Raw genomic sequence first — 19,181 nt, 5'->3', positions numbered from 1 at the left:
ATCAATGTAGGTGCGGTGACGAACGTCGTCAAGGGACGGACAACCGGGCCCCGGCGGGAGCACCATGGGACGGCTGAACCGACGCGACGCCTGAGGTGGGGGCCATGTCCGAGAGCGTGCCGGTGCGCTGTCCGGCCTGTCGGCGCGAGCACGTCTACACCGCGCCGTCGTACCCGTGCGCCTGTGGCGCGCCGGTCACCCCGAGCCTCGACGGCACGGCCGGACCGACCGCGGTGGCACACCGCGCCTGGGACGCGGACTGGGTGACGGTGAGCTGCGGCTCCTGCGGCCGCCGGGACCAGTGGCCGCAGCCGGAGCTGGGCTGCCCGTGCGGGGCGCTCCTGCGCATCGCGGTCACCGGCGGCGTGTCCGCGCCGCCGGCGGAGCCCGAGCCCGAACCCCGGACCGCCTTCCATCCCGTGACGATCCGCACCGCCCGGGACGCGGTCACCGCGGCCGCGCTCTATCTGCGCTGGCTCGGCTACCGGGACATCCGCCGCGCCGACCAGCAGCCGCCGTCCGGCATCGGGCTGGCCGCCCGGGGGCTGCTGGCCCAGGTGGACCCGACCGTGCAGCCGGCCTCGCGGCGGGACGTGGAGTGTCTGTGGCTGACGGCGATGACGGAGGATTCGGGGTGCGTGTACTTCTCCCTTGCGGGGTACGCCGAGGAGGCGCGGGAGCGGGCCGACGCTCTGGGGGTGCCGTTGTTCGTGCTGGACTTCACGGGGACGCCGCAGCCGGTGAATGAGCACGCCGATGAGCTGCGCGGCTCAGGAGCGTGAGCATCTGCGGGCCGGTGGGGGCTGGTCGCGCAGTTCCTCCCCCAGCCTTCGGCCGGGGGTACCCCCAGCGCCCCTATGGGGCGCTGCCCTGGCGGGCGCTTCAATCGGTGGCGTATTTCTCCCTCAGTTCGATCTTGCGGACCTTGCCCGAGACCGTCATCGGGAAGTCGTCCAGGATCTGCAGCCGGCTCGGCACCTTGTAGTGGGCCAGGCGGCCCTCGCAGAAGGCGCGGAGTTCGTCCAGGGTGGGCGGGGCGGCAGGGTCGTGCGGGATGACGCAGGCGAGGACCTCCTCGCCGTACCTCTCGTGCGGCACCCCGACCACCTGGACGTCCCTGATCTTGGGGTGGGCGTAGAGGAACTCCTCGACCTCGCGCGGGTAGATGTTCTCGCCGCCCCGGATGATCATGTCCTTGATGCGGCCGACGATCTCGACGTACCCGTCCTCGCGCATCATCGCCAGGTCGCCGGTGTGCATCCAGCGCCCCGGGTCGACGGCCTCCGCCGTCTTCTCGGGCTCGTTCCAGTAGCCGAGCATCACGCTGTAGCCGCGGGTGCACAACTCACCTGCGGTGCCGCGGGGCTGGGTGACCCCGGTGGCCGGGTCGACGACCTTGACCTCCAGGTGCGGCAGCACCCGGCCGACCGTGCCGGTGCGGTGTTCCAGGTCGTCCTCGATCCGGGTCTGGAGCGAGACCGGGGAGGTCTCCGTCATGCCGTAGCAGATGGAGACCTCCGCCATGTGCATCTCGGCGACCACCCGCTTCATCACCTCGACCGGGCAGGGCGAGCCCGCCATGATGCCCGTGCGCAGGGTGGAGAGGTCGTACGAGGCGAAGCCGGGGAGGTTCAGCTCCGCGATGAACATGGTCGGGACGCCGTAGAGCGAGGTGCAGCGCTCCTGCTGGACCGCCTCCAGGGTGGCCTTCGGGTCGAAGGACGGGGCCGGGATCACCATGCAGGCGCCGTGCGAGGTGGCGGCCAGGTTGCCCATCACCATGCCGAAGCAGTGGTAGAAGGGCACCGGGATGCAGATCCGGTCCTGCTCGGTGTAGGCGATCGACTCACCCACGAAGTAGCCGTTGTTGAGGATGTTGTGGTGGGAGAGCGTGGCCCCCTTCGGGAAGCCGGTCGTGCCCGAGGTGTACTGGATGTTGATGGGGTCGTCGCAGGACAACTCGGCCGCTCGGGCCGCCAGTTCGGCACCCCGCTCGGCCGTTCCGCGGGCGGTCAGCGCCTCCCAGCTCGGGTCCCCGATGTAGACCGTCTCCCGCAACTGCGGGCACCTGCCCCGCACTTCCTCCACCATCGCCCGGTAGTCGCTGGTCTTGTGCCGCAGCGAGGCGAACAGCAGGGAGATCCCGGCCTGGTTCAGGACGTACTCGACCTCGTGGGTGCGGTAGGCCGGGTTGATGTTGACCATGATCGCGCCGATCCGGGCGGTGGCGTACTGCACCAGCACCCACTCGGCGCAGTTGACCGCCCAGATGCCCACCCGGTCGCCCTTGGCGACCCCGCTCGCCAGCAGGGCGTACGCCAACCGGTCGACGTCGGCGGCGAATTCGGTGTAGGTCCAGCGCCTGCCGGTCGGTACGTCCACCAGCGCCTCGCGGTCCGGCCAGGCCGCGACGGCCCGGTCCAGGTCGGCCCCGATGGTGTCGCCGAGCAGCGAGGTGGTGCTCGTGCCGTGCGTGTACGACGAGCTCACCGGAAGTCCTCCTCGCGGTACTCGTCGGCCGAGCCGGCGGCCGTGGCCTCGCGCAGCTCGATCCGGCGGATCTTCCCGGACACGGTCTTCGGCAGCGGGGCGAACTCCAGCCGCCGGACCCGCTTGTACGGCGCCAGCACCTGCCGCGAGTGCTCGAAGAGCACCTTCGCGGTGTCCGGGCCCGGCTCCCAGCCCGCCGCAAGCACGATGTACGCCTTCGGCACGGCGAGCCGCAGGTCGTCCGGCGCGGGCACGACGGCCGCCTCGGCCACCGCCTCGTGTTCGAGGAGCGCGCTCTCCAGCTCGAACGGGCTGATCTTGTAGTCGGACGCCTTGAACACGTCGTCCGCGCGGCCGACGTAGGTGATGTAGCCGTCCTCGTCCCGGGAGCCGATGTCCCCGGTGCGGTAGTAGCCGCCCGCCATCGCCTCCGCCGTACGGTCGGCGTCCCCGTGGTAGCCGGTCATCAGGCCCACCGGCCGCGCCGCCAGGTCGAGCGCGATCTCGCCCTCCGTCGCGCCGGGGGCACCGCTGACCGGGTCCAGCAGCTCCACCCGGTACCCCGGGCTCGGACGGCCCATCGACCCGGTCTTCAGCGGCTGCCCGGGGCTGTTGGAGACCTGCACGGCCGTCTCGGTCTGCCCGAACCCGTCCCGGATGGTCACGCCCCAGGCCCGCCGCACCTGTTCGATCACCTCGGGGTTGAGCGGCTCGCCCGCCGCGACGACCTCGCGGGGCGGGGTCGCCAGCTGACTCAGATCCGCCTGGATGAGCATGCGCCACACCGTCGGCGGGGCACAGAAGGACGTCACGCCGTGCCGGTCCATCTCGGCCATCAGCCGGCCCGCGTCGAAGCGCGCGTAGTTGTGGATGAAGACCGTCGCCTCGGCGTTCCAGGGGGCGAAGAGGTTCGACCAGGCGTGCTTCGCCCACCCCGGCGAGGAGATGTTCAGGTGCACGTCACCGGGTTTCAGGCCGATCCAGTACATGGTCGCCAGGTGCCCGATCGGGTAAGAGGTGTGGGTGTGCTCGACCAGCTTGGGGCGGGCGGTGGTGCCCGAGGTGAAGTAGAGCATCAGCGGGTCGTCGGCCAGCGTGGGGCCGTCGGGCACGAAGTCGGCCGAGGCGGTGTACGCGTCCTCGTACGGCTCCCAGGGCCCGGCCTCCGACGCCGGCAGCCCGCCCACCGCGATCCGGGTGTACGTGCCCGGCACCTCGGCGAACTTGGCCGCGTCCTCGGCGCGCACGAGCACGTGCTTCACCCGGCCCCGGTCGACGCGGTCGCGCAGGTCGGCCGGGCCGAGCAGCGGGGTGGCCGGGATGACCACGGCCCGCAGCTTCATAGCGGCCAGCGCGGTCTCCCACAGCTCGGCCTGGTTGCCGAGCATGACCAGGATGCGGTCCTCCGGCTCGACGCCCCGCGCGCGCAGGTGGTTCGCGACCCGGTCGGAGCGCTCGGACAGCTCGGCGAAGGACAGCTTCGTCTCCGAGCCGTCCTCCTCGACGATGTGCAGGGCGGTGCGGTCGTTGCCCTCGGCGATGACGTCGAACCAGTCCAGCGCCCAGTTGAAGTGGTCCGGACGCGGCCAGGCGAAGCCCTCGTAGGCGGTGGCGTAGTCCACACGGTGTTCCAGCAGGAAGTCCCGTGCCCTGCGGAAGTCCTCCGTCGCACTCGTCATACGCGTCTCCTTCGGTACCGGACCATTGCCGGGCGGCTCTCTGGCATCGTGTAATCCGTGATGCAGGTCTCACTACCCCCGAACGGGGGTGTGGACAGCACGAGGCCGGGGTCGAAGGGGCAGGACAGGTGGCAGCAGAGGTCACGGGGGCGGTGGAGATACGTGGTGCGCTGGCCAGACTCCGGCGCGCCACCGGGCTTCCGATCGCCTTCGGCGGGCTGGTCGAGGCGGGCCGGACACAGGTCCGGATCAGCGAGCTGACCGGCACCAGCACGGCGTCGCTGCGCTCGCTCGCGGTCACCTCCGGGAACGGCCTGGGCGGCAAGGCGGTCGAACGGGCCCGCCCCTGCGCGGTCGTCGACTACTCGGCCTCCCGGCAGATCAGCCACGAGTACGACATCCCGGTGGCCGCCGAGGGCCTGCGCTCGGTGCTCGCGGTACCGGTGGTGGTACGACGCCGGGTGCGGGGCGTGCTGTACGGCGCGCTGCGCACCGCCCAGCCGCTGGGCGACCGCACGCTGGGCGCGGCGGTGGCGGCGGCCCGGGACGTGGAGCAGGCGCTGGTCGTGCAGGACGAGGCCAGGGAGCTGCTGGCGTCGGCGCGGCCGGAACCGGCCGCCGCGGGGGATCCGGGGGCCGCCCGGGAGCAGGTGCGGGAGGCGCATGCCGCGCTGCGGGCCCTGGCACCGCGGATCGCCGACCCGGAACTGCGCGCCGAACTGCTCGCCGCCTGCGGGCTGCTGACCGCGCCGGCGCCGGTTCCGCCGGCCCAGGCGGTGCTGGCGCCGCGGGAACTGGACGTGCTGGCGTGGGTGGCGGCCGGGGCGACCAACGCGGCGGTGGCCGAGCGGCTGGGGCTGCGGCCCGAGACGGTCAAGGGCTACCTGCGCTCGGCGATGCGGAAGCTGGGCGCGCACACCCGGGGGGAGGCGGTGTCGACGGCTCGTCGGACGGGGGTGTTGCCATAGCCGGAGGGGACCCATTCCATTCATGCGGACGCGCAGTGAATTGCCATATGCGAAGCCCCTGTTATTTCCCTCACCATGCCGTTCGGCCGGATTTCAGGGTTCATTGCCTAGAATTTGGCTGGGACACGACACACGAGGGGAGCGGTGACCGTGCGACGGGACTTCCAGGAGCCTGCCAGATGCCGCCCCGACCTGGTCATCGGCCGGGCGGAGCTGTTCGCGGCCGCCCGGGAGCAGCTCTCCTCGGGGGGCAGCGTCCTCCTGCACGGGCCCGCCGGAATAGGAAAATCGACCGTCCTGCGGGCACTGGACGCGGAATACTCCGGCACCGCCCGCACCGTGTTGCGCTGCTCGGCCACCGAGTCCGAATCTCATCTGCCGTTCCTCGCCCTCGCCGACCTCTTCGGCCTGGTCCTCGACGACGTCTCCGCCCACCTGCCCGGCGCCCAGCGCACCGCCCTGGAGTCGGCGCTCACCGGCCGCGGCGAATCCACCCTCCAGCGCGACGGCCTCGCCCTGCGCCTCGCGGTGCTCTCCACGCTGCGCGTGCTGGCCGCCGAGGGGCCCGTACTGATCGTCGCCGACGACCTCCAGTGGCTGGATCCGGCCAGCGCCGAACTCCTCGGCTTCGCCGCCCGCCGCCTCGGCGGCACCCCGGTCCAACTGCTCAGCGCGGTCCGCACGGAGGGCCAGGAGTACGACCGTCACCTACGCGCGTCGCCCCCGGACACCGTCGCCGTCCGCCTCGGCGCGCTCAACCGCAGGCAGGTCTCCGAACTCCTCGACCACCGCGGCCACACCGGGCTGAGCCGGTCCACGGTCCGGGAGATCCACCGCACCAGCGGCGGCAACCCGCTGTTCGCCCTGGAGCTCGGCCGCGCCCTCGCCGAGAACCCGACCCCGCCCCGCCCCGGCGAGCCGCTGCCGGTGCCGACCTCGCTGCGCGCCCTGGTGCTCAGCCGTCTCGACATGCTCTCCGTCGAGGCCCGCCGCACCCTGCTGGTGGCCAGCGCCGGCGCCCGCCCCACCCAGGCCCTGCTGCACGCGGCCGGCCGGGAGAACGCCGAGGCCGAGTGCGCCCAGGCGGCCGAACTCGGGCTGCTGGCCACCGAGCCCGAGGGTCCCGCCGTACGGTTCGCGCATCCCCTCATCTCCGCCGCGCTGTACGCGGAAGCACCCGCGCAGGAGCGCCGGGCCGCGCACGCGGCGCTGTCCACGGCCGCCTCCGACCCGATCGAGCGGGCCCGGCACCTGGCCCTGGCCACCACCGGCACCGACCCGGAGGTCGCCGACCGGCTCGCCGAGGCCGCGACCGAGGCCCGGGACCGGGGCGCGCCCTCGGTGGCCGCGCAGATCGGCCTGCTCGCCGCCCGGCACACCCCCGGCGGCAACGCGCCCACCCCGGACGAGCGCCGGCTCCAGGCGGCCGAGGACGCGACCAGCGCGGGCGAGATCGACCTCGCCCAGGACATCGCCCGCGAGGTGCTCACCCACGCCACCCGTCCGGCGGACCGGGTGCGGGCCTGGATCCTGGTGATCGACTCGGCCGGCCACACCATGACCGAGGTGGACGCGGCCTTCCCGCACGCCCTCGCCGACGCCGGGGACGACCCGCGGCTGCTCGGCAAGGTCCACTACCAGCTGGCCTGGCGGGCGCTGATCGTGGGCGGCGACTTCACCGAGGCCCGGCAGGCGGCGGCGCACTCCGCGGACCTCGCGGCCGTGGGCGGCGACCGGCGCACCGAACTCCTCGCACTGTCCCTCCAGGCCCAGGTCGAAACCCTGATGGGCCATCCGGCGGCACCCGCCACCATCAAGCGCGCCCTGAAGGAGCCCCAGGACCCGAACGTGGCCTGCCACCACAACGGGGCGGGCAGCGCCAGGTTCCGCTGGCTGGTGATGGGCGACCAGCTGGCCGAGGCGCGCACCACCGTCACCGCGCTGCTGCGCGAGGTGCGCCGACGCGGGCAGGTGGAGAGCGAGGTGCACTTCCTGCGCGGGCTCGCCGAGACCGAACTGCGCTCCGGGCACTGCGGCCGGGCCCTCGACCTGGCCCGGGAGGGCCTGCACCTCGCCCACGACTCCGGGATCGGCGAGACCGCCTCCGCGATGCTCACCTCACTGGCCGAGGCGTCCGGCGGCGACGTGGACCGGGGCCTGGCGCTGGCCCGGGAGGCGGTGGAGCACGCCGAGCAGGACGGCGACACGATGTACCTGTCCCGGGCCCTGGGCGCCCTCGGATACGCCCAGTTGGTGGCCGGCGACCCGGCGGGCACGGTCCGCTCGCTGCGCCGGGTGCGGGAACTGGAGCAGAGCCTCGGCATCACCGACCCGGCCCGCGGCCGCTGGCAGGGCGACCTCGCCGAGGCACTCGTCCGGGTGGGGGAACCCGCCGAGGCGCAGGACGTCATCGACGTCACCCGGGAGCACGCGCTCAGGCTCGGCCGGGAGAGTGTTCTCGCCGCGCTCGACCGGGCCGAGGCGCTGGTCCGGGCCGCGCACGGGGAACGCGACACTGCCGTCACCCTGCTGACCTCGGCTCAGGACCGGTTCGCCAAACTGGGCTACGGCCTGGAGGAGGCGCGGGCCGCGTTCGCGCTGGCCGCGCTGCGCGAGAAGCGCTCCCCCACGGCGTTCGACGAGGCCACCCGGCTGTTCCGGCGGTGCCGTGCGCTGCCGTGGCTGCGGCAGGTGGACGAGGCCGTCTCCGCGCCGGAGCCGCCGGTCGAGGCGCCCGCCGCGCTCGACGCCCTGGACGGGCTGGCCGCGATGGAGCGTCAGGTCGCCGCGCTGGTCATGGAGGGCGCCACCAACCGGGAGATCGCCGCCCGGCTGTTCATCAGCGTCAAGACGGTGGAGGCCACGCTCACCCGGGTCTACCGCAAGCTGGGCATCCGATCGCGCGTGGACATAGTCCGTTTGGCCGCGGGGCGACGCGCGAAGTGAGAGCCCTCCCGGTTAACTGAGGCGGACCGAGGGTTTTCCCTCCCGCATCCCCCTAGGGGGTTCCCTCATTGGGAGGGTGGGGTTCCGGGTCCTAGCTTATGGATGTGCCGCTCGCCCGGGCATACGGGGGTCGGTCCCGCGACCCCCGTGCTGCACCCCCCACACCCGCGCGACCCCCACCGGCAACCCCCACTGAGGAGACTCATGTTCGGGCACCACCGCGCAAGAAAGTCCGCCGCAGTCCTGGTGGCCACCGCCGCCGCCGCGGCGACCGCGCTGATCGCGTCCCCCACCGCGTCAGCCGCCCCCCAGCCGATCGTCGGCGGTACCACGACGACCACGACGGCGTACCCGTTCATGATGCAGATCACGGACGCGTCCGGCAGCCAGTTCTGCGGCGGGACCCTGGTGTCGGCCACCAAGGTGGTGACCGCCGCGCACTGCATGGAGGGCGAGTCCACGAGCAGCGTCCGCGTGGTCGGCGGCCGCACGTACCTCAACGGCACCAACGGCACGGTCAGCAAGGTCAGCAAGATCTGGATCAACCCGGACTACACGGATGCCACCAACGGCGACGACGTGGCCGTCCTGACGCTGTCGACGTCGATGTCGTACACCCCGGCGTCGTACGTGACGTCCTCCCAGACGGGTCTGTACGCGGCCGGCACCACGGCCCGCATCCTCGGCTGGGGCACCACCTCGGAGAACGGCAGCTCCTCCAACCAGCTGCGGACCGCGACCGTCCCGATCGTGTCCGACTCCAGCTGCAAGAGCTCCTACGGTTCGGACTTCGTCCAGACCGACATGGTTTGCGCCGGATACACGTCCGGCGGCGTAGACACCTGCCAGGGCGACAGCGGCGGTCCCCTGCTCATCGGGGGCGTCCTGGCAGGGATCACTTCCTGGGGAGAGGGGTGCGCGGAGGCGGGTTACCCGGGTGTCTACACCCGGCTGACCACCTTCTCGGACCTGGTGACCGCGCAGGTCAACTCGTAACCAGAAGGTCTCCCGAGTATCCCTCGGGTGAGTGACCAGGGGGCGTTGCGGGCTTCCACGAGCAGCCCGCAGCGCCCCCTATCCATGCCCGCTACCTGTCGGCGGTGAGCTTCCCGGCGGCGCCCCAGCTGTCGGCCGGGACCTCGTGGATCCAGACCTGCACGGTCTCGGCGGGGATCTTGTACGCGTCGACGAACGCGTCGGTGACGCGCCTGACGAGGTCCCGCTTGAGTTCGGGGTCGCGGGGGCCCTGCTGGACGGTGACGATCGGCATCGCTGAACTCCTCCGAGTGGGTGTTCTGTTCGGTGGGTCCAGTCCATCGCGCGGGACGTCCGCGACCAAGAAGCAGATCCCGACCGCAGCGATCAGCCTTCGTGATCGTCGCAGGCCAGCAGCAGGGCGGCCAGGTGCGGGGAGGGGGCGACCGCGGGCACGGTGAGGCCCGTCGCGAGGGCCAGGCCCAGCGCCCGGAACGGAACGAAGGCGACCCGGGGGGTGTGCAGCACGCGCGCGTGGGACGCGTACACGACCGTCCAGAGCATGGGGGTCCCCCCGCTCGAGCGAAGCCGAGAGTGGGGGAGGGTGCCGATGCTGGCGAGGGTGTCCTGGAGGGAGCCGGGCGACGGTCCGGGCAGCGGCTCGAAGCCGGCCTCGCGACAGGCGCCGACGACCAGGTCGACGAGGGCGGGGTTGGTGCGGCGCTCGGTGAGCGCGAGGGGGAGGCCTGCCAGTTCTTCGACGCCGATCTCGGCGCGGCCGGCGAGGGGGTGGGTGGCGGGGAGGGCGGCCACCAGGGGGTCGGGCCACAGCGGCCGGACCCGGACACCGGGCACGGGCCTCGACGGCCCGGACGAACGCGGCGTCCAGGCGGCCGCCCGCGACCCGGGCAAGGCTCCCCCACTCTCGGCTTCGCTCGAGCGGGGGGACCCCCATCGCGGCGGGCAGCGAGAACAACTCGACCGGCACGTCGGGCGCGCGGCGCGCGAACGCGTCCAGCACCCGGTCCAGATGTGCACCGAGCCCCGTACTGGTGCCGATCCGCAGCCCGGCCGGTGCGGCGACCGCGGCCCGGGCCCGCTCGGCCGCCGCCAGCACCGCCCGCGCCTCGGGCAGCAGCCGCTCCCCCGCGCCGGTGAGCCGGACCCGGCGCGGCGAGCGGTCGAACAGTTCGGCGCCCAGTTCCCGTTCGAGGCGCTGTATCTGCTGGCTGACGGCCGACTGCACGATGTGCAGGCGCTCGGCGGCCCGCCCGAAGTGCAGTTCCTCGGCGACGGCGACGAAGTAGCTGAGCTGCCGCAGTTCCATGACGCCGACTCTAGGCGGGTCCCGCGAAACCGCTGCAGTGCGGCCGCGCCCCGTTCGGGGCGCGAGGCTGTATCCATGTGCGGCTCCGCCGCGTGGGCGCGACCAGCCCCGACGGCGCCGCAGTCGGCGGACGGCAGGTCGCGGCGCCTCCGGCAGAGCGCCGGGCGGGCGGATTCGCCGCCGCTCATCACCGTGCTTGGGCCACGACGGTCCCGAACCGGATGTCGTAGCGCTCACCGGGGTGCAGGGTGGCCAGCATCCGCTCGCCCTCCTCCATGATCGCGGCCCGCTCCGCCGCCCCGCCGGCCGACGGCCCGAAGGTCTCGATGACCAGGGCATCCTCCGCCAGCTTCCACACACCGGCCAGGAAACCGTCCACGAGCAGGGTGCGGTGGGCCTGGTTGCCCTGCCAGACGCGCCCCCGGTACTCGGGCGGGACGACACGGGTGCGGTCGGCGTGGGAGAGGAGGAGGTTGTCGAACTCGGGGAGGAAGCGGGGCGGGGAGGGGGTCCCGGGGTCGGGGCGGGGCGCGTCGGGGAGGTCGAAGAGCTCGGCGCCGGTCTCGTCCCGGAAGGAGAGGAGGCGGGGCCGCAGCCGTTCGAAGGCCGCGCGGAGCCGGGTCAGCCCGGCCCAGGTCTGCATGTCCCTGACGGAGGCCGGGCCGAAGGCGGCGAGGTAGCGCAGGACCGCGGTGTCCATGGCGGCGGTGTCGGCCGTGGCGTCGGGGGCGGACGCCGGCTCGGCGGGTCGGCCGAGCCAGTGCTCGGCGGTGGTGAGGGCGACCTGGCCGGACCGGCCCCACAGCCCGCGCGGGGTGACCTGGACGAGGGGCAGCGTGCAGCGGGCGGCGACGGCGAGGGACTGCGGGTCGGCGTCCGGCCACTCGGCGCTCAGCGCCTCCCGCAGCCCGGCCATGGTGCGCGGCTCGGCCTCGACCAGGCCCCGGGCGAGCGCGGCGAGCCGGTCCAGGTCGACGCCGGCCAGCCCCTTGCGGAAGGCGGTCAGTTCGCGTCTCCGGGCGGGCTGGACCAGCGGGCGCACGGTCAGCGCGTCGGCGGCGGTGTGGGTGTGGATGGTCGACCGCAGGGTGACGATCCGGACCACCTCCCGGTCGGCCATCAGCCGGGAGAGCTGCTCGGGAGCGAAGCCGTCGAGGCGGGCGGCGAGGGCGTAGTACGGCGGCTTGACGTTCTGCGCCTGGAGGCCGACGAGGTGCGCCACGGCCTCCTTCACCGACCGCGGTGAGCGGCGCAGCAGGAGCTGGCGGTCGAGGGTGGCGCGGTTGAGGGCGCGGGTGCCGAGGACCGGGCCGGACGGCTGCTTCGTCATACCCGGCACGCTAACGCCGAACGAGGACAGATCCTGTCCGCATCTCTCACCGAATCCCGTCCTCGATTCCCTCCGCCGGGCCCGTATGCCCCGTATATCCTGCGACGAGACTCACGGATCACGCGTGATCACCCGGACCACGCGGATCACACAGCTCACGCCGATGCAGGCTCCACCGAGAGGCGGCCGCGATGTCCGAGCGACGCCCCAGCCCGGTCTCGAAGAACGCCGCGAACGGCAGGAACGGCCGGGGCACCAGAAGGTCCGTCTGGCGCCGCGCCCTGCCGCAGGAGCGGGACGCCACGGCCGAGCCGCCGGAGCGAGGGTCGGGCGGAGAGCCCGCCGAGCCGCCGAGCATCGTGGAGGCGGCGCTGTACAGCGGCGGGGTGCGGGTGTCGACACCGGCGACCCTCGCGGAGACGTACCGGGAACTGCGCGACACGCCCTCGGGCATGGCGTGGATCGGCCTGGCCCGTCCCACCTCGGACGAACTCCTCTCCCTGGCCAGCGAGTTCGACCTGCACCCGCTCGCGGTCGAGGACGCGATGGAGGCACACCAACGGCCGAAGCTGGAGCGGTACGGCGACACGCTCTTCGTGGTCCTGCGCGCCGCCCGCTATCTGGACGCGCCCGAGGAGGTCGACTTCGCCGAGCTGCACGTGTTCGTCGGCCCCGACTTCGTGATCACGGTCCGGCACGGCGCGGCCCCGGACCTCTCGGCGGTCCGCCGCCGCATGGAGGACTCCCCCGACCTGCTCAAACTCGGCCCGGAGGCCGTCCTCTACGCGATACTCGACGCGGTGGTCGACGGCTACGCCCCGGTCGTCGAGGGCGTCCAGAACGACATCGACGAGATCGAGACCGAGGTTTTCCGCGGCGACCCGTCCGTATCCCGCCGCATCTACGAACTCTCCCGCGAGATGGTCGAGTTCCAGCGCGCGACCCGCCCCCTCGTCGGCATGCTGCACGGCCTGATGGCCGGCTTCACCAAGTACGAGACCGACGAGGAACTCCAGCGCTACCTCCGCGACGTCGCCGACCACGTCACCCACATCAGCGAACGCGTGGACGGCTTCCGCCAGGCCCTCACGGAAATTCTCACGGTCAACGCGACCCTGGTCACCCAGCAGCAGAACGCGGAGATGCGGGCGTTGGCGGAGGCGGGGTTCGAACAGAACGAGGAGATCAAGAAGATCTCGTCGTGGGCGGCGATTCTGTTTGCTCCGACCCTCGTTGGAACTATCTACGGCATGAACTTCTCACACATGCCCGAGTTGCATTGGGGGTTCGGATACCCCTTCGCGATCGGGCTGATGGGGGTTGTATGCGCTGGTTTGTACGTGATTTTCAAGCGACGGGACTGGCTTTAGGGATGAGCATCCACCCACGCGGAGCTTCCGCTGTTTGCTCTCGCACCTGACAAAATTGGGGCACGAACGGGCTCTGGGGAGTCCGTGGGGAGAAGTGATGTGGATGATCTCCTCGCCCTCACGAAGCCACGCCTCTGACCTGGCCTTTCGAGCGCCTGTCGACGCTGGGGAGAATCCGGGGAGAATCGAACGCCGCTACCCGCCTTCCGTTGGGCACAACGAACCCGCGGTGTCTCGCCGTTCCCCGGTTCCCGCCGCGCCGACCTCCCCTGCGGCACGTGACGGAGAGTCACCGAACGAGTGGCAGGAACCGACTGTGGAGCGGCCACTGCACATGACCTGGTAGGGGATGTCCTTGTACGACATGAACAATCCTCGACGGTGCGCGTCTGGTCGCAGCGCCGGCGCGGGTGAGTGGCTCGCTGCGTGATCCGTCGCCGCCGATGTTGTACTTGCCCTGGTAGTAGCCCCGTTGGGAAATGCACGTGGGCACGCCCAGCTTGACCGCAGGAGTGGACGCCTGCCCTCTGTGCGACGCCCGCCGGGCCTGGCGCAAGAAGAGGCCCGTGCATCCGCCGAACTGCTGTACTTCGACCCGACCACGGCCCAGGCCGCCAGCCACTGGGTCCACCACGGGTCGGGCCACAGCACCGGCAAGGAACTACTGGCCGCCACCGTCCGCCACGACAGTCCCATCAACGGCAGTTCCTGCTGGAAGGCGGCGACCGACCATGACTCCGACCGCCTTTGAGGGACTGCTGACGGCCCCCATGCCGTAGCCCGCCTCCACCTGGGCCGCTCGGCCGTCCTGGTCCGCCATGACTTCAGCGCCGCCGACCGGACACATATCGGTGTCCAGCCGGCGGCTCCGTCGTCGGGAGGGGATCAGGGCGTCGGCTCGCCTCATTGACGGCACCGGAACTGCGCCACCGCCCGAGTGCCGGGCCGGCTCCCCTCAACGCGCCGACCTGCCTAGCTGGACCGCGGCAAGGCGGTCCGGGCGAGTTCAGGTGGTCGCGGCCCCCAGTTTGACGGACTGCTGCCGCTCGGCCGTCGTCGACCCGGTCCCGGGGTCGTCTCCCAGGACGTTGAAGGTGGCGAGGTACTCGACCGTGCCGCCCACGGAGCCGATGTCCAGGTAGATGGGAAGGATCTGCTGGCCGACCTTCGCGGTCAACCGAAAACCGAGAGAGGTCTGGGCGCTCAGATAGGCGCCGTACTGAGCCACCCCGACATGCTGCTTGCCGCCACTGCCGGACCCGTCGAAGCCTTTGCACTGCTGAGCCGCGCCTGCCAGATCGGCCATGATCTTGCTGGCACCGTCACCGGCGTACGAGGCCAGACGCACCCGCACCATGACTCCGGAACGATCCTCCGCCACCGCGCTCCGCTCCACCGAGGCCACCGACTTGACGGCCCCGGTCCCGCTCAGCGCGTCGGCGACGGGCTGACATACGGCCTTGTCGGCCACCATGCGTGCCCCTCCGACGGGCCCCGAGGCAGACTTCGGAACGGCCACCTTCCACCCCGCCGCATCACCATCGGCGATCACAGCACTCTCCAACTGCGCACGCGTCATCGCGGTCGACTTCCCGTCGGCCGCGGCGGCAGTCGTGTCACTCGCCTTCACAGAAGGCTTCTCGGTCTTGGCTGAGCCATGCCCGCCACATCCCGCAGCCAACAACACGGACCCAGCCACGATCACGACCCGGGCCATTCCCCCACACCTGTTCATCAACGCTCTCATCTCTCGGAAGCCCATAAGGATGGACAGGTTCACTTGCCGACTTTGAAGTTTAATAGGGCCGATCGCAGATATGTCCCCTTACCGTCTTACAAGTTGCACAGCTCCGAATCTGCCTGCAAGTTACCGACAGCATTCACTCTCATAATACGCAGCTTTCGGCTACTTTCGCAGCTCTTTTGAAGCGGCGGTAGCGGCGCGCTCATTTTCAAGCACAGTTACATGTGAACCTTACTTGCGCCAAGGCCATATTCCCTCCGGCGCATTAGCACAGACCAACGCATACTTCCGGTGCTCCAGATCAGGCCATTCACATAACGGCCAGAGCGCCGCCATGCTGCATGAAAATGCGAACAGCCGAGCCACCGGCCGATAGGTAACCACGAGTCGTCGATGGCTGAGCCGATCGCCAAAAAAATTCGTCCTGATACCTGCCGCCAACCCCCGCAGCGTCAACGAAAAACGGTTCACCATACCGCCTGCGGACATGAGTGCTACGAGCGGCGTTGCCGCCATACGACTCCGAAGGGATCAGCCTTCATACTCCCAGGGAGCAACTTCCCATGGAGTTGCAATCGATTTGCGAGTCGCCGCATACCCTATCGGGATAGTAAAAGCTTCAGCCACACTTCCATCCAGCCTCAGCACGTGACTCACGTGATAGACCCCGCAAGCGTCGTCATCATTTGGATCGTTTATACCGTCTCCGATGAGCCAGTCCCCCTCATCGTCGTGCACCACTATCAATGCTGGCATTTGACCATTGATAATGGTGCGCTGGACGACAGCTGCCACATTAGGTACGGCAGAGGCACCTTCATCACTCACTGGCACCAACTCCTAACTGCCAGGTATTCCACCATTGGGAAACGTCCCCATCTCTTCCCACATCTCGGGATAAGTTTTGTCGCTCTTAATTTCGCTATTACATACTCGGCACAGCACATCGCCGTAACTGGGGTCCCCTGATCCGCCTCGTGATTGAGGCACCCTGTGATCAACTGCCCCTTCATTCGAGGGCGGCGTAACACCGCTCCTCGACTGTTGCGGCCTGACAACAGGCTCGCCGCAGATCTCACATTTGGCCGTCCCGCCGTTTGCGGCCTCATTATCGGCCCAGACCTTTCTCTTGCCAGCGCGAGTAAAGGGCAGACCCGGACGACTACCAGGAGCCCCGCCAACAACCCTGGGGCAGTTATGGACCAGCACGGCCGTTTCGCCCGCCAGCACATAGTACGTGTGCAGAGTGCCGACGGTGAGGTCGTACGTCGTCTTGCGCTGGTGGAAATTACGGATTTCGGCCACCGTGACGGTGGTGCCGCGCGTGGTGCGGAGCCGGGTACCCGTGGTGAGGTCGTGGGCGTCGGTCCAGCGGTGGTGGGTGACGTCCCAGAAGGGGTGGTGCCAGGTGGTGGTGAGGGTTTGCTTCGCCGACGCAGTATCGGTCTGCTTGCCGTTGGGGGGGCCGCGGGTCGGTGCCGTGTCCAGGGTGAGGGTGGTGAAGTCCTTGTCCGTCGTGGTGACGATGACGTTCTGGACTTTCTCCGGTGCGGTGACGCCGGTCTGGGGGTCGGTGGCCAGGACCGTATCGCCGACCTTCACTTTGCTGATGGGTTTTGATGTGCCATCGGCGAGGCGGACGCCGGTGCTCGGGACGAAGCTGTGGACTGCTGAGGTGCAGCCCGCTGCATCGGCGCCGGCGCTCTCCGCGCTGCGTGTCTCCGCCAGGGCGTGTTCCGCCTTCACCGCGTCCTCGGCCAGTTTCGCCGCCTCTTCGGCGTCCTTGACCGCCGTGTAGGCGCGGTCGAGGGAGCGCCAGATCTTGAAGGCTTCGACGCCGACCTTGATGGCCTTGAAGACCTTGCCCCAGGGGACAGCTGTCAGGGCTGTGTTGACGCAGCCCATCACGTCGCCCTTGGTGAAGCAGTTGTAGGCGTCGGTGAGGCCAATGACGTCCGCGACCAGGCTGAGCAGCTGGTGCTTGAAGCCGGTCACCTGCTTCTTCGCCGCGGCGGCGGCCGCGTTCGCGGTGGCCTTGGCACGCTGTACGGCCCTGGCTTCGGCCTGCGGGTCGTACGTTTTGCTGCTGATGTTGCCGCCGGCGGCGCCGAGCGTGTGTCCGTCGGAGCAGCGGCCGTGGTGGCAGACCGAGGTGTTCTGGCCGCCCGGGTCGACCGGGCCGTCCTGGACGTAGCGGGTGGGGTTGCTCTTGCTGGTGCCGGTGCCGCCGATGGGGTAGCCGACGCCGCACAGGTCGGCGAAGCATAGGCCCGACGGGTCGGACTCGGTCACCGGGGAGTCGTCGGCGTAGTCGTAGGCGTTCCAGGACTGCGGGTTGCCTGGGGTCAGGACGGGGTCTGGGCTGAGGAAGCGGCCGATGGTGGGGTCGTACTCGCGGGCGCCGAGGTTGGTCAGGCCCGTGTTGTCGTCCTGGGTGCCGCCGACGTAGCCCTGTTGCCCGACCCAGGTGCCGGTCTGGTCGCGTGACTCGCCGAAGGGCTTGTACTGGCGGCGGACGACCTGCTGGGTCTGGGAGTCGATCTCCAGTGTGCCGGTACCCTGCCGGTCGGGGATCAGGTAGGTGAACTTGCCGTCGGAGGAGTGGGTGGCCACCGTCTCACCGGCGATGGAGATGTAGCGGACGCCGTCGGCGGTCGAGGCGCCGGTCTTGAGGGTGATCTCCTCGTCGCCGGTGTAGAGGGTGGTCCCGTCCGGGCTGTGGCGGATCAGCAGCCCGCCGTCGGCATCGTAGAGGTACTTCGTGTCACCGGCCGAGCCGGTCGAGGACAGTTCGGAGAAGTTGCCCTCGTCGTCGTAGGTGAGGGTGTCGGTGCCCGTGCGGGTGGTGCGGGTGTGGACGTTGCCGTCGTCGTCGTAGGTGTAGGCGTTGGTGGTGTCGGCCGTCGAGTCGCCGGGGACCACCTTGTCCACCGTCGATACAGCGTGGGCCGGGCCCTTGCCCGCCTCGAAGGGGGTGTAGGAGGACGTCGCGTCGTGGGATGTGTCGCCAGTGGTGTTGTGGTCGATCTGGGAGGAGCGGGCGCCGGCGGCGTCGTACGTCCAGGACTGCCAGTACGGCGACGGGCCGCCCACGGTCGTCGAGGCGCCGGACGCGGGGGTGGCCGAGCAGTCGTCCGTGGCCGTCCACGCGTCCTTCAGGCGCTGCGCCCAGTCGTGGGGGTGTCGGCGTCGAACGGTGAAGGGGCCTCCTGGTCGTGCTCCGTGATGTTCGTCTCCTGGCAGGCTGACCCAGGGGCCTGATGTCGCTGGTCAGCCCGTTCTCTCGTGCTTGATACGTCACTTCGTTCCCGCGGCGGGCCGGGAGAGCGAGCCTGGGCGCGGGGCGGAGAGCGACGGCGATCGTCGCTGTCCGCCCCGAGCGCGTTCGCCGCGATTACGCGGCGGGGGTGAGTTCGGCGCGTCCGAACAGCAGCGCGTAGCCGGAAGGAAGTTGGCGCAGGATGCGGGTGATCAGGTCGGGACCTGCACACGCGGCGACGGCGGAGAAGACGGATCCGGTGTCCCAGCGGGTCGTGGCCTGAGAGGCGCCGGTGCGGGCGGCGAGGTCCTTGACGAAGGCCCAGCCGGTCAGCTGCTGGGTGTCGGGGATCTGGGCGGTGAGGATGCGCGCGGCCTCGAAGGGCAGACGGGCGGCCAGTTCGACGCGTTCCTCGCCGGTCAGCTGGCGTCCCAGTCCCGCGAGGACCAGGCGGACGGCTTCCTCGGCCTTCTCGCGGGTGGGGTAGGCGCCGTCGTAGCGGACCTTCTCCAGCATCTGCTCGTACGCCCTGTCGTAGGGCTGCGGGAACGGTGCGGGTCGGTCGGACGTCACTGCGGTGATTGCCTTTCTGTCACCAGGGTCGCGGTGACCGGCGTGCGGTCACCGGTGGGTGGGCGGTCGGGTGGGCCTGGGGCGGCCGGAAAGTGGGTCGTAGCCGGGGAGGGAGCAGGCTCTGGTTCAGCAGGTCGTCGCCCACGGCGTCGGCGACCGTGGAGAGGACGGCGCCGACATCCCGGGCGGCGGTCTGCTCGGTGGCACCCTCGACCCGGGCCGTGCTGGCGCGCACGAACCGCTCCTGGGCAGCGGCCCGGCGCTCTGCAGCGAGTCGAAGCACGATCAGAGCGAAGCCATCCGGCAGACGGGCCGTCGACTACGTCGGACGCCACTCATCCTCGGTCCCGGGGAACACGGAGGACGGGCGAGAGGGGCGAACAGATACCCGTCCTCCGCCGCTTCAGAGCCCTTGTCGATCCGGCTCAGCCGGAGATCTCCTTGCGGCCGGATCCGACGCCGATGGCGATCTTGCGGGGCTTGGCGCGCTCGGCGATCGGGATGCGCAGGGTGAGCACGC

15 protein-coding genes and 2 pseudogenes are annotated in these 19,181 nt (G+C 70.7%); 6 read left to right on the top strand and 11 right to left on the bottom strand.

Translation table 11 applies throughout. The annotated features are described in order from the left end of the window. Window positions 1-104 precede the first annotated feature (104 nt). Window positions 105-782 carry a hypothetical protein gene (locus tag ACZ4UV_RS08005; protein ID WP_451019292.1) on the top strand — a complete coding sequence of 226 codons (678 nt, stop codon included), beginning with the start codon at window positions 105-107 and terminating at the stop codon, window positions 780-782. A 100-nt stretch (window positions 783-882) separates the two neighbouring features. Here the strand turns inward: ACZ4UV_RS08005 and ACZ4UV_RS08000 are convergent, their stop codons facing one another. Next, window positions 883-2,490 (bottom strand): AMP-binding protein, encoded by a 1,608-nt coding sequence (locus tag ACZ4UV_RS08000; RefSeq protein WP_467836694.1) that lies wholly within the window; start codon window positions 2,488-2,490, stop codon window positions 883-885. After that, window positions 2,487-4,169 carry an AMP-binding protein gene (locus tag ACZ4UV_RS07995; RefSeq protein ID WP_451019294.1) on the bottom strand — a complete coding sequence of 561 codons (1,683 nt, stop codon included), beginning with the start codon at window positions 4,167-4,169 and terminating at the stop codon, window positions 2,487-2,489. Before ACZ4UV_RS07995 ends, ACZ4UV_RS08000 begins: the two co-directional genes overlap by 4 nt. 128 nt (window positions 4,170-4,297) lie before the next feature. On the opposite strand from ACZ4UV_RS07995, the gene ACZ4UV_RS07990 reads away from it, so the two are divergent. The 3 genes from ACZ4UV_RS07990 to ACZ4UV_RS07980 all read left to right on the top strand — a co-directional run bounded on the left by ACZ4UV_RS07990 (window position 4,298) and on the right by ACZ4UV_RS07980 (window position 9,079). Next, window positions 4,298-5,137 (top strand): helix-turn-helix transcriptional regulator, encoded by an 840-nt coding sequence (locus ACZ4UV_RS07990; RefSeq protein ID WP_451019295.1) that lies wholly within the window; start codon window positions 4,298-4,300, stop codon window positions 5,135-5,137. A gap of 144 nt (window positions 5,138-5,281) precedes the next feature. Next, the gene (locus tag ACZ4UV_RS07985; RefSeq protein WP_451019296.1) at window positions 5,282-8,083 is read left to right on the top strand and encodes a helix-turn-helix transcriptional regulator; all 2,802 of its coding nucleotides are present in this window, start codon (window positions 5,282-5,284) and stop codon (window positions 8,081-8,083) included. A 204-nt stretch (window positions 8,084-8,287) separates the two neighbouring features. Then, on the top strand, window positions 8,288-9,079 hold the full coding sequence (locus ACZ4UV_RS07980; protein ID WP_390034614.1) for a S1 family peptidase: 792 nt from the start codon (window positions 8,288-8,290) through the stop codon (window positions 9,077-9,079). A gap of 91 nt (window positions 9,080-9,170) precedes the next feature. Here ACZ4UV_RS07980 and dmpI read toward each other — a convergent pair whose 3' ends face one another. The 3 genes and pseudogenes from dmpI to ACZ4UV_RS07965 all read right to left on the bottom strand — a co-directional run bounded on the left by dmpI (window position 9,171) and on the right by ACZ4UV_RS07965 (window position 11,715). Then, a complete protein-coding gene (gene dmpI / locus ACZ4UV_RS07975) occupies window positions 9,171-9,353 on the bottom strand; it encodes a 4-oxalocrotonate tautomerase DmpI (protein WP_451019297.1) in 183 nt (60 codons plus the stop codon). Window positions 9,354-9,445: 92 nt separating this feature from the next. Further along, a pseudogene (locus ACZ4UV_RS07970) lies at window positions 9,446-10,385 on the bottom strand (LysR family transcriptional regulator). A 187-nt stretch (window positions 10,386-10,572) separates the two neighbouring features. After that, window positions 10,573-11,715 carry a winged helix DNA-binding domain-containing protein gene (locus tag ACZ4UV_RS07965; RefSeq protein WP_451019298.1) on the bottom strand — a complete coding sequence of 381 codons (1,143 nt, stop codon included), beginning with the start codon at window positions 11,713-11,715 and terminating at the stop codon, window positions 10,573-10,575. Between the two features lie 191 nt (window positions 11,716-11,906). Here ACZ4UV_RS07965 and ACZ4UV_RS07960 point away from each other — a divergent pair, with 191 nt between their 5' ends. Both ACZ4UV_RS07960 and ACZ4UV_RS07955 read left to right on the top strand, forming a co-directional pair. Beyond that, the gene (locus ACZ4UV_RS07960; RefSeq protein ID WP_467836687.1) at window positions 11,907-13,085 is read left to right on the top strand and encodes a magnesium and cobalt transport protein CorA; all 1,179 of its coding nucleotides are present in this window, start codon (window positions 11,907-11,909) and stop codon (window positions 13,083-13,085) included. A 529-nt stretch (window positions 13,086-13,614) separates the two neighbouring features. Continuing rightward, window positions 13,615-13,836: a hypothetical protein gene (locus ACZ4UV_RS07955; RefSeq protein WP_467836685.1), complete on the top strand. Its 222-nt coding sequence runs from the start codon at window positions 13,615-13,617 to the stop codon at window positions 13,834-13,836. Window positions 13,837-14,091: 255 nt separating this feature from the next. On the opposite strand, the gene ACZ4UV_RS07950 is transcribed toward ACZ4UV_RS07955, so the two are convergent. The 6 genes and pseudogenes from ACZ4UV_RS07950 to ACZ4UV_RS07925 all read right to left on the bottom strand — a co-directional run. Next, a complete protein-coding gene (locus ACZ4UV_RS07950; RefSeq protein ID WP_467836683.1) occupies window positions 14,092-14,865 on the bottom strand; it encodes a hypothetical protein in 774 nt (257 codons plus the stop codon). Window positions 14,866-15,360: 495 nt separating this feature from the next. Beyond that, window positions 15,361-15,624, bottom strand: coding sequence for a hypothetical protein (locus ACZ4UV_RS07945; protein WP_467836681.1), 264 nt, complete (start codon window positions 15,622-15,624; stop codon window positions 15,361-15,363). A gap of 45 nt (window positions 15,625-15,669) precedes the next feature. Next, the gene (locus ACZ4UV_RS07940) at window positions 15,670-17,922 is read right to left on the bottom strand and encodes an RHS repeat-associated core domain-containing protein (RefSeq protein ID WP_467836678.1); all 2,253 of its coding nucleotides are present in this window, start codon (window positions 17,920-17,922) and stop codon (window positions 15,670-15,672) included. Window positions 17,923-18,223: 301 nt separating this feature from the next. Then, on the bottom strand, window positions 18,224-18,661 hold the full coding sequence (locus ACZ4UV_RS07935) for a DUF2267 domain-containing protein (RefSeq protein WP_451023384.1): 438 nt from the start codon (window positions 18,659-18,661) through the stop codon (window positions 18,224-18,226). Window positions 18,662-18,680: 19 nt separating this feature from the next. Continuing rightward, the gene (locus tag ACZ4UV_RS07930; RefSeq protein WP_467836676.1) at window positions 18,681-18,896 is read right to left on the bottom strand and encodes a hypothetical protein; all 216 of its coding nucleotides are present in this window, start codon (window positions 18,894-18,896) and stop codon (window positions 18,681-18,683) included. A 190-nt stretch (window positions 18,897-19,086) separates the two neighbouring features. Further along, window positions 19,087-19,181: pseudogene (locus ACZ4UV_RS07925) on the bottom strand (Hsp20/alpha crystallin family protein); the annotation flags it as partial.

The sequence above is a fragment of the Streptomyces sp. NPDC028289 genome (genome assembly GCF_055565975.1).
The sequence above is the reverse complement of the archived record's forward strand: the minus strand, read 5'-3'. Positions and strand labels throughout refer to the sequence as shown.

Bases quoted from the DNA above. Each gene is read 5' to 3' on its own strand.
- ACZ4UV_RS08005 (WP_451019292.1), top strand. From the start codon at position 105: ATGTCCGAGAGCGTGCCGGTGCGCTGTCCGGCCTGTCGGCGCGAGCAC.
- ACZ4UV_RS07995 (WP_451019294.1), bottom strand. From the start codon at position 4,169: ATGACGAGTGCGACGGAGGACTTCCGCAGGGCACGGGACTTCCTGCTG.
- ACZ4UV_RS07980 (WP_390034614.1), top strand. From the start codon at position 8,288: ATGTTCGGGCACCACCGCGCAAGAAAGTCCGCCGCAGTCCTGGTGGCC.
- dmpI (WP_451019297.1), bottom strand. From the start codon at position 9,353: ATGCCGATCGTCACCGTCCAGCAGGGCCCCCGCGACCCCGAACTCAAG.
- ACZ4UV_RS07965 (WP_451019298.1), bottom strand. From the start codon at position 11,715: ATGACGAAGCAGCCGTCCGGCCCGGTCCTCGGCACCCGCGCCCTCAAC.
- ACZ4UV_RS07960 (WP_467836687.1), top strand. From the start codon at position 11,907: ATGTCCGAGCGACGCCCCAGCCCGGTCTCGAAGAACGCCGCGAACGGC.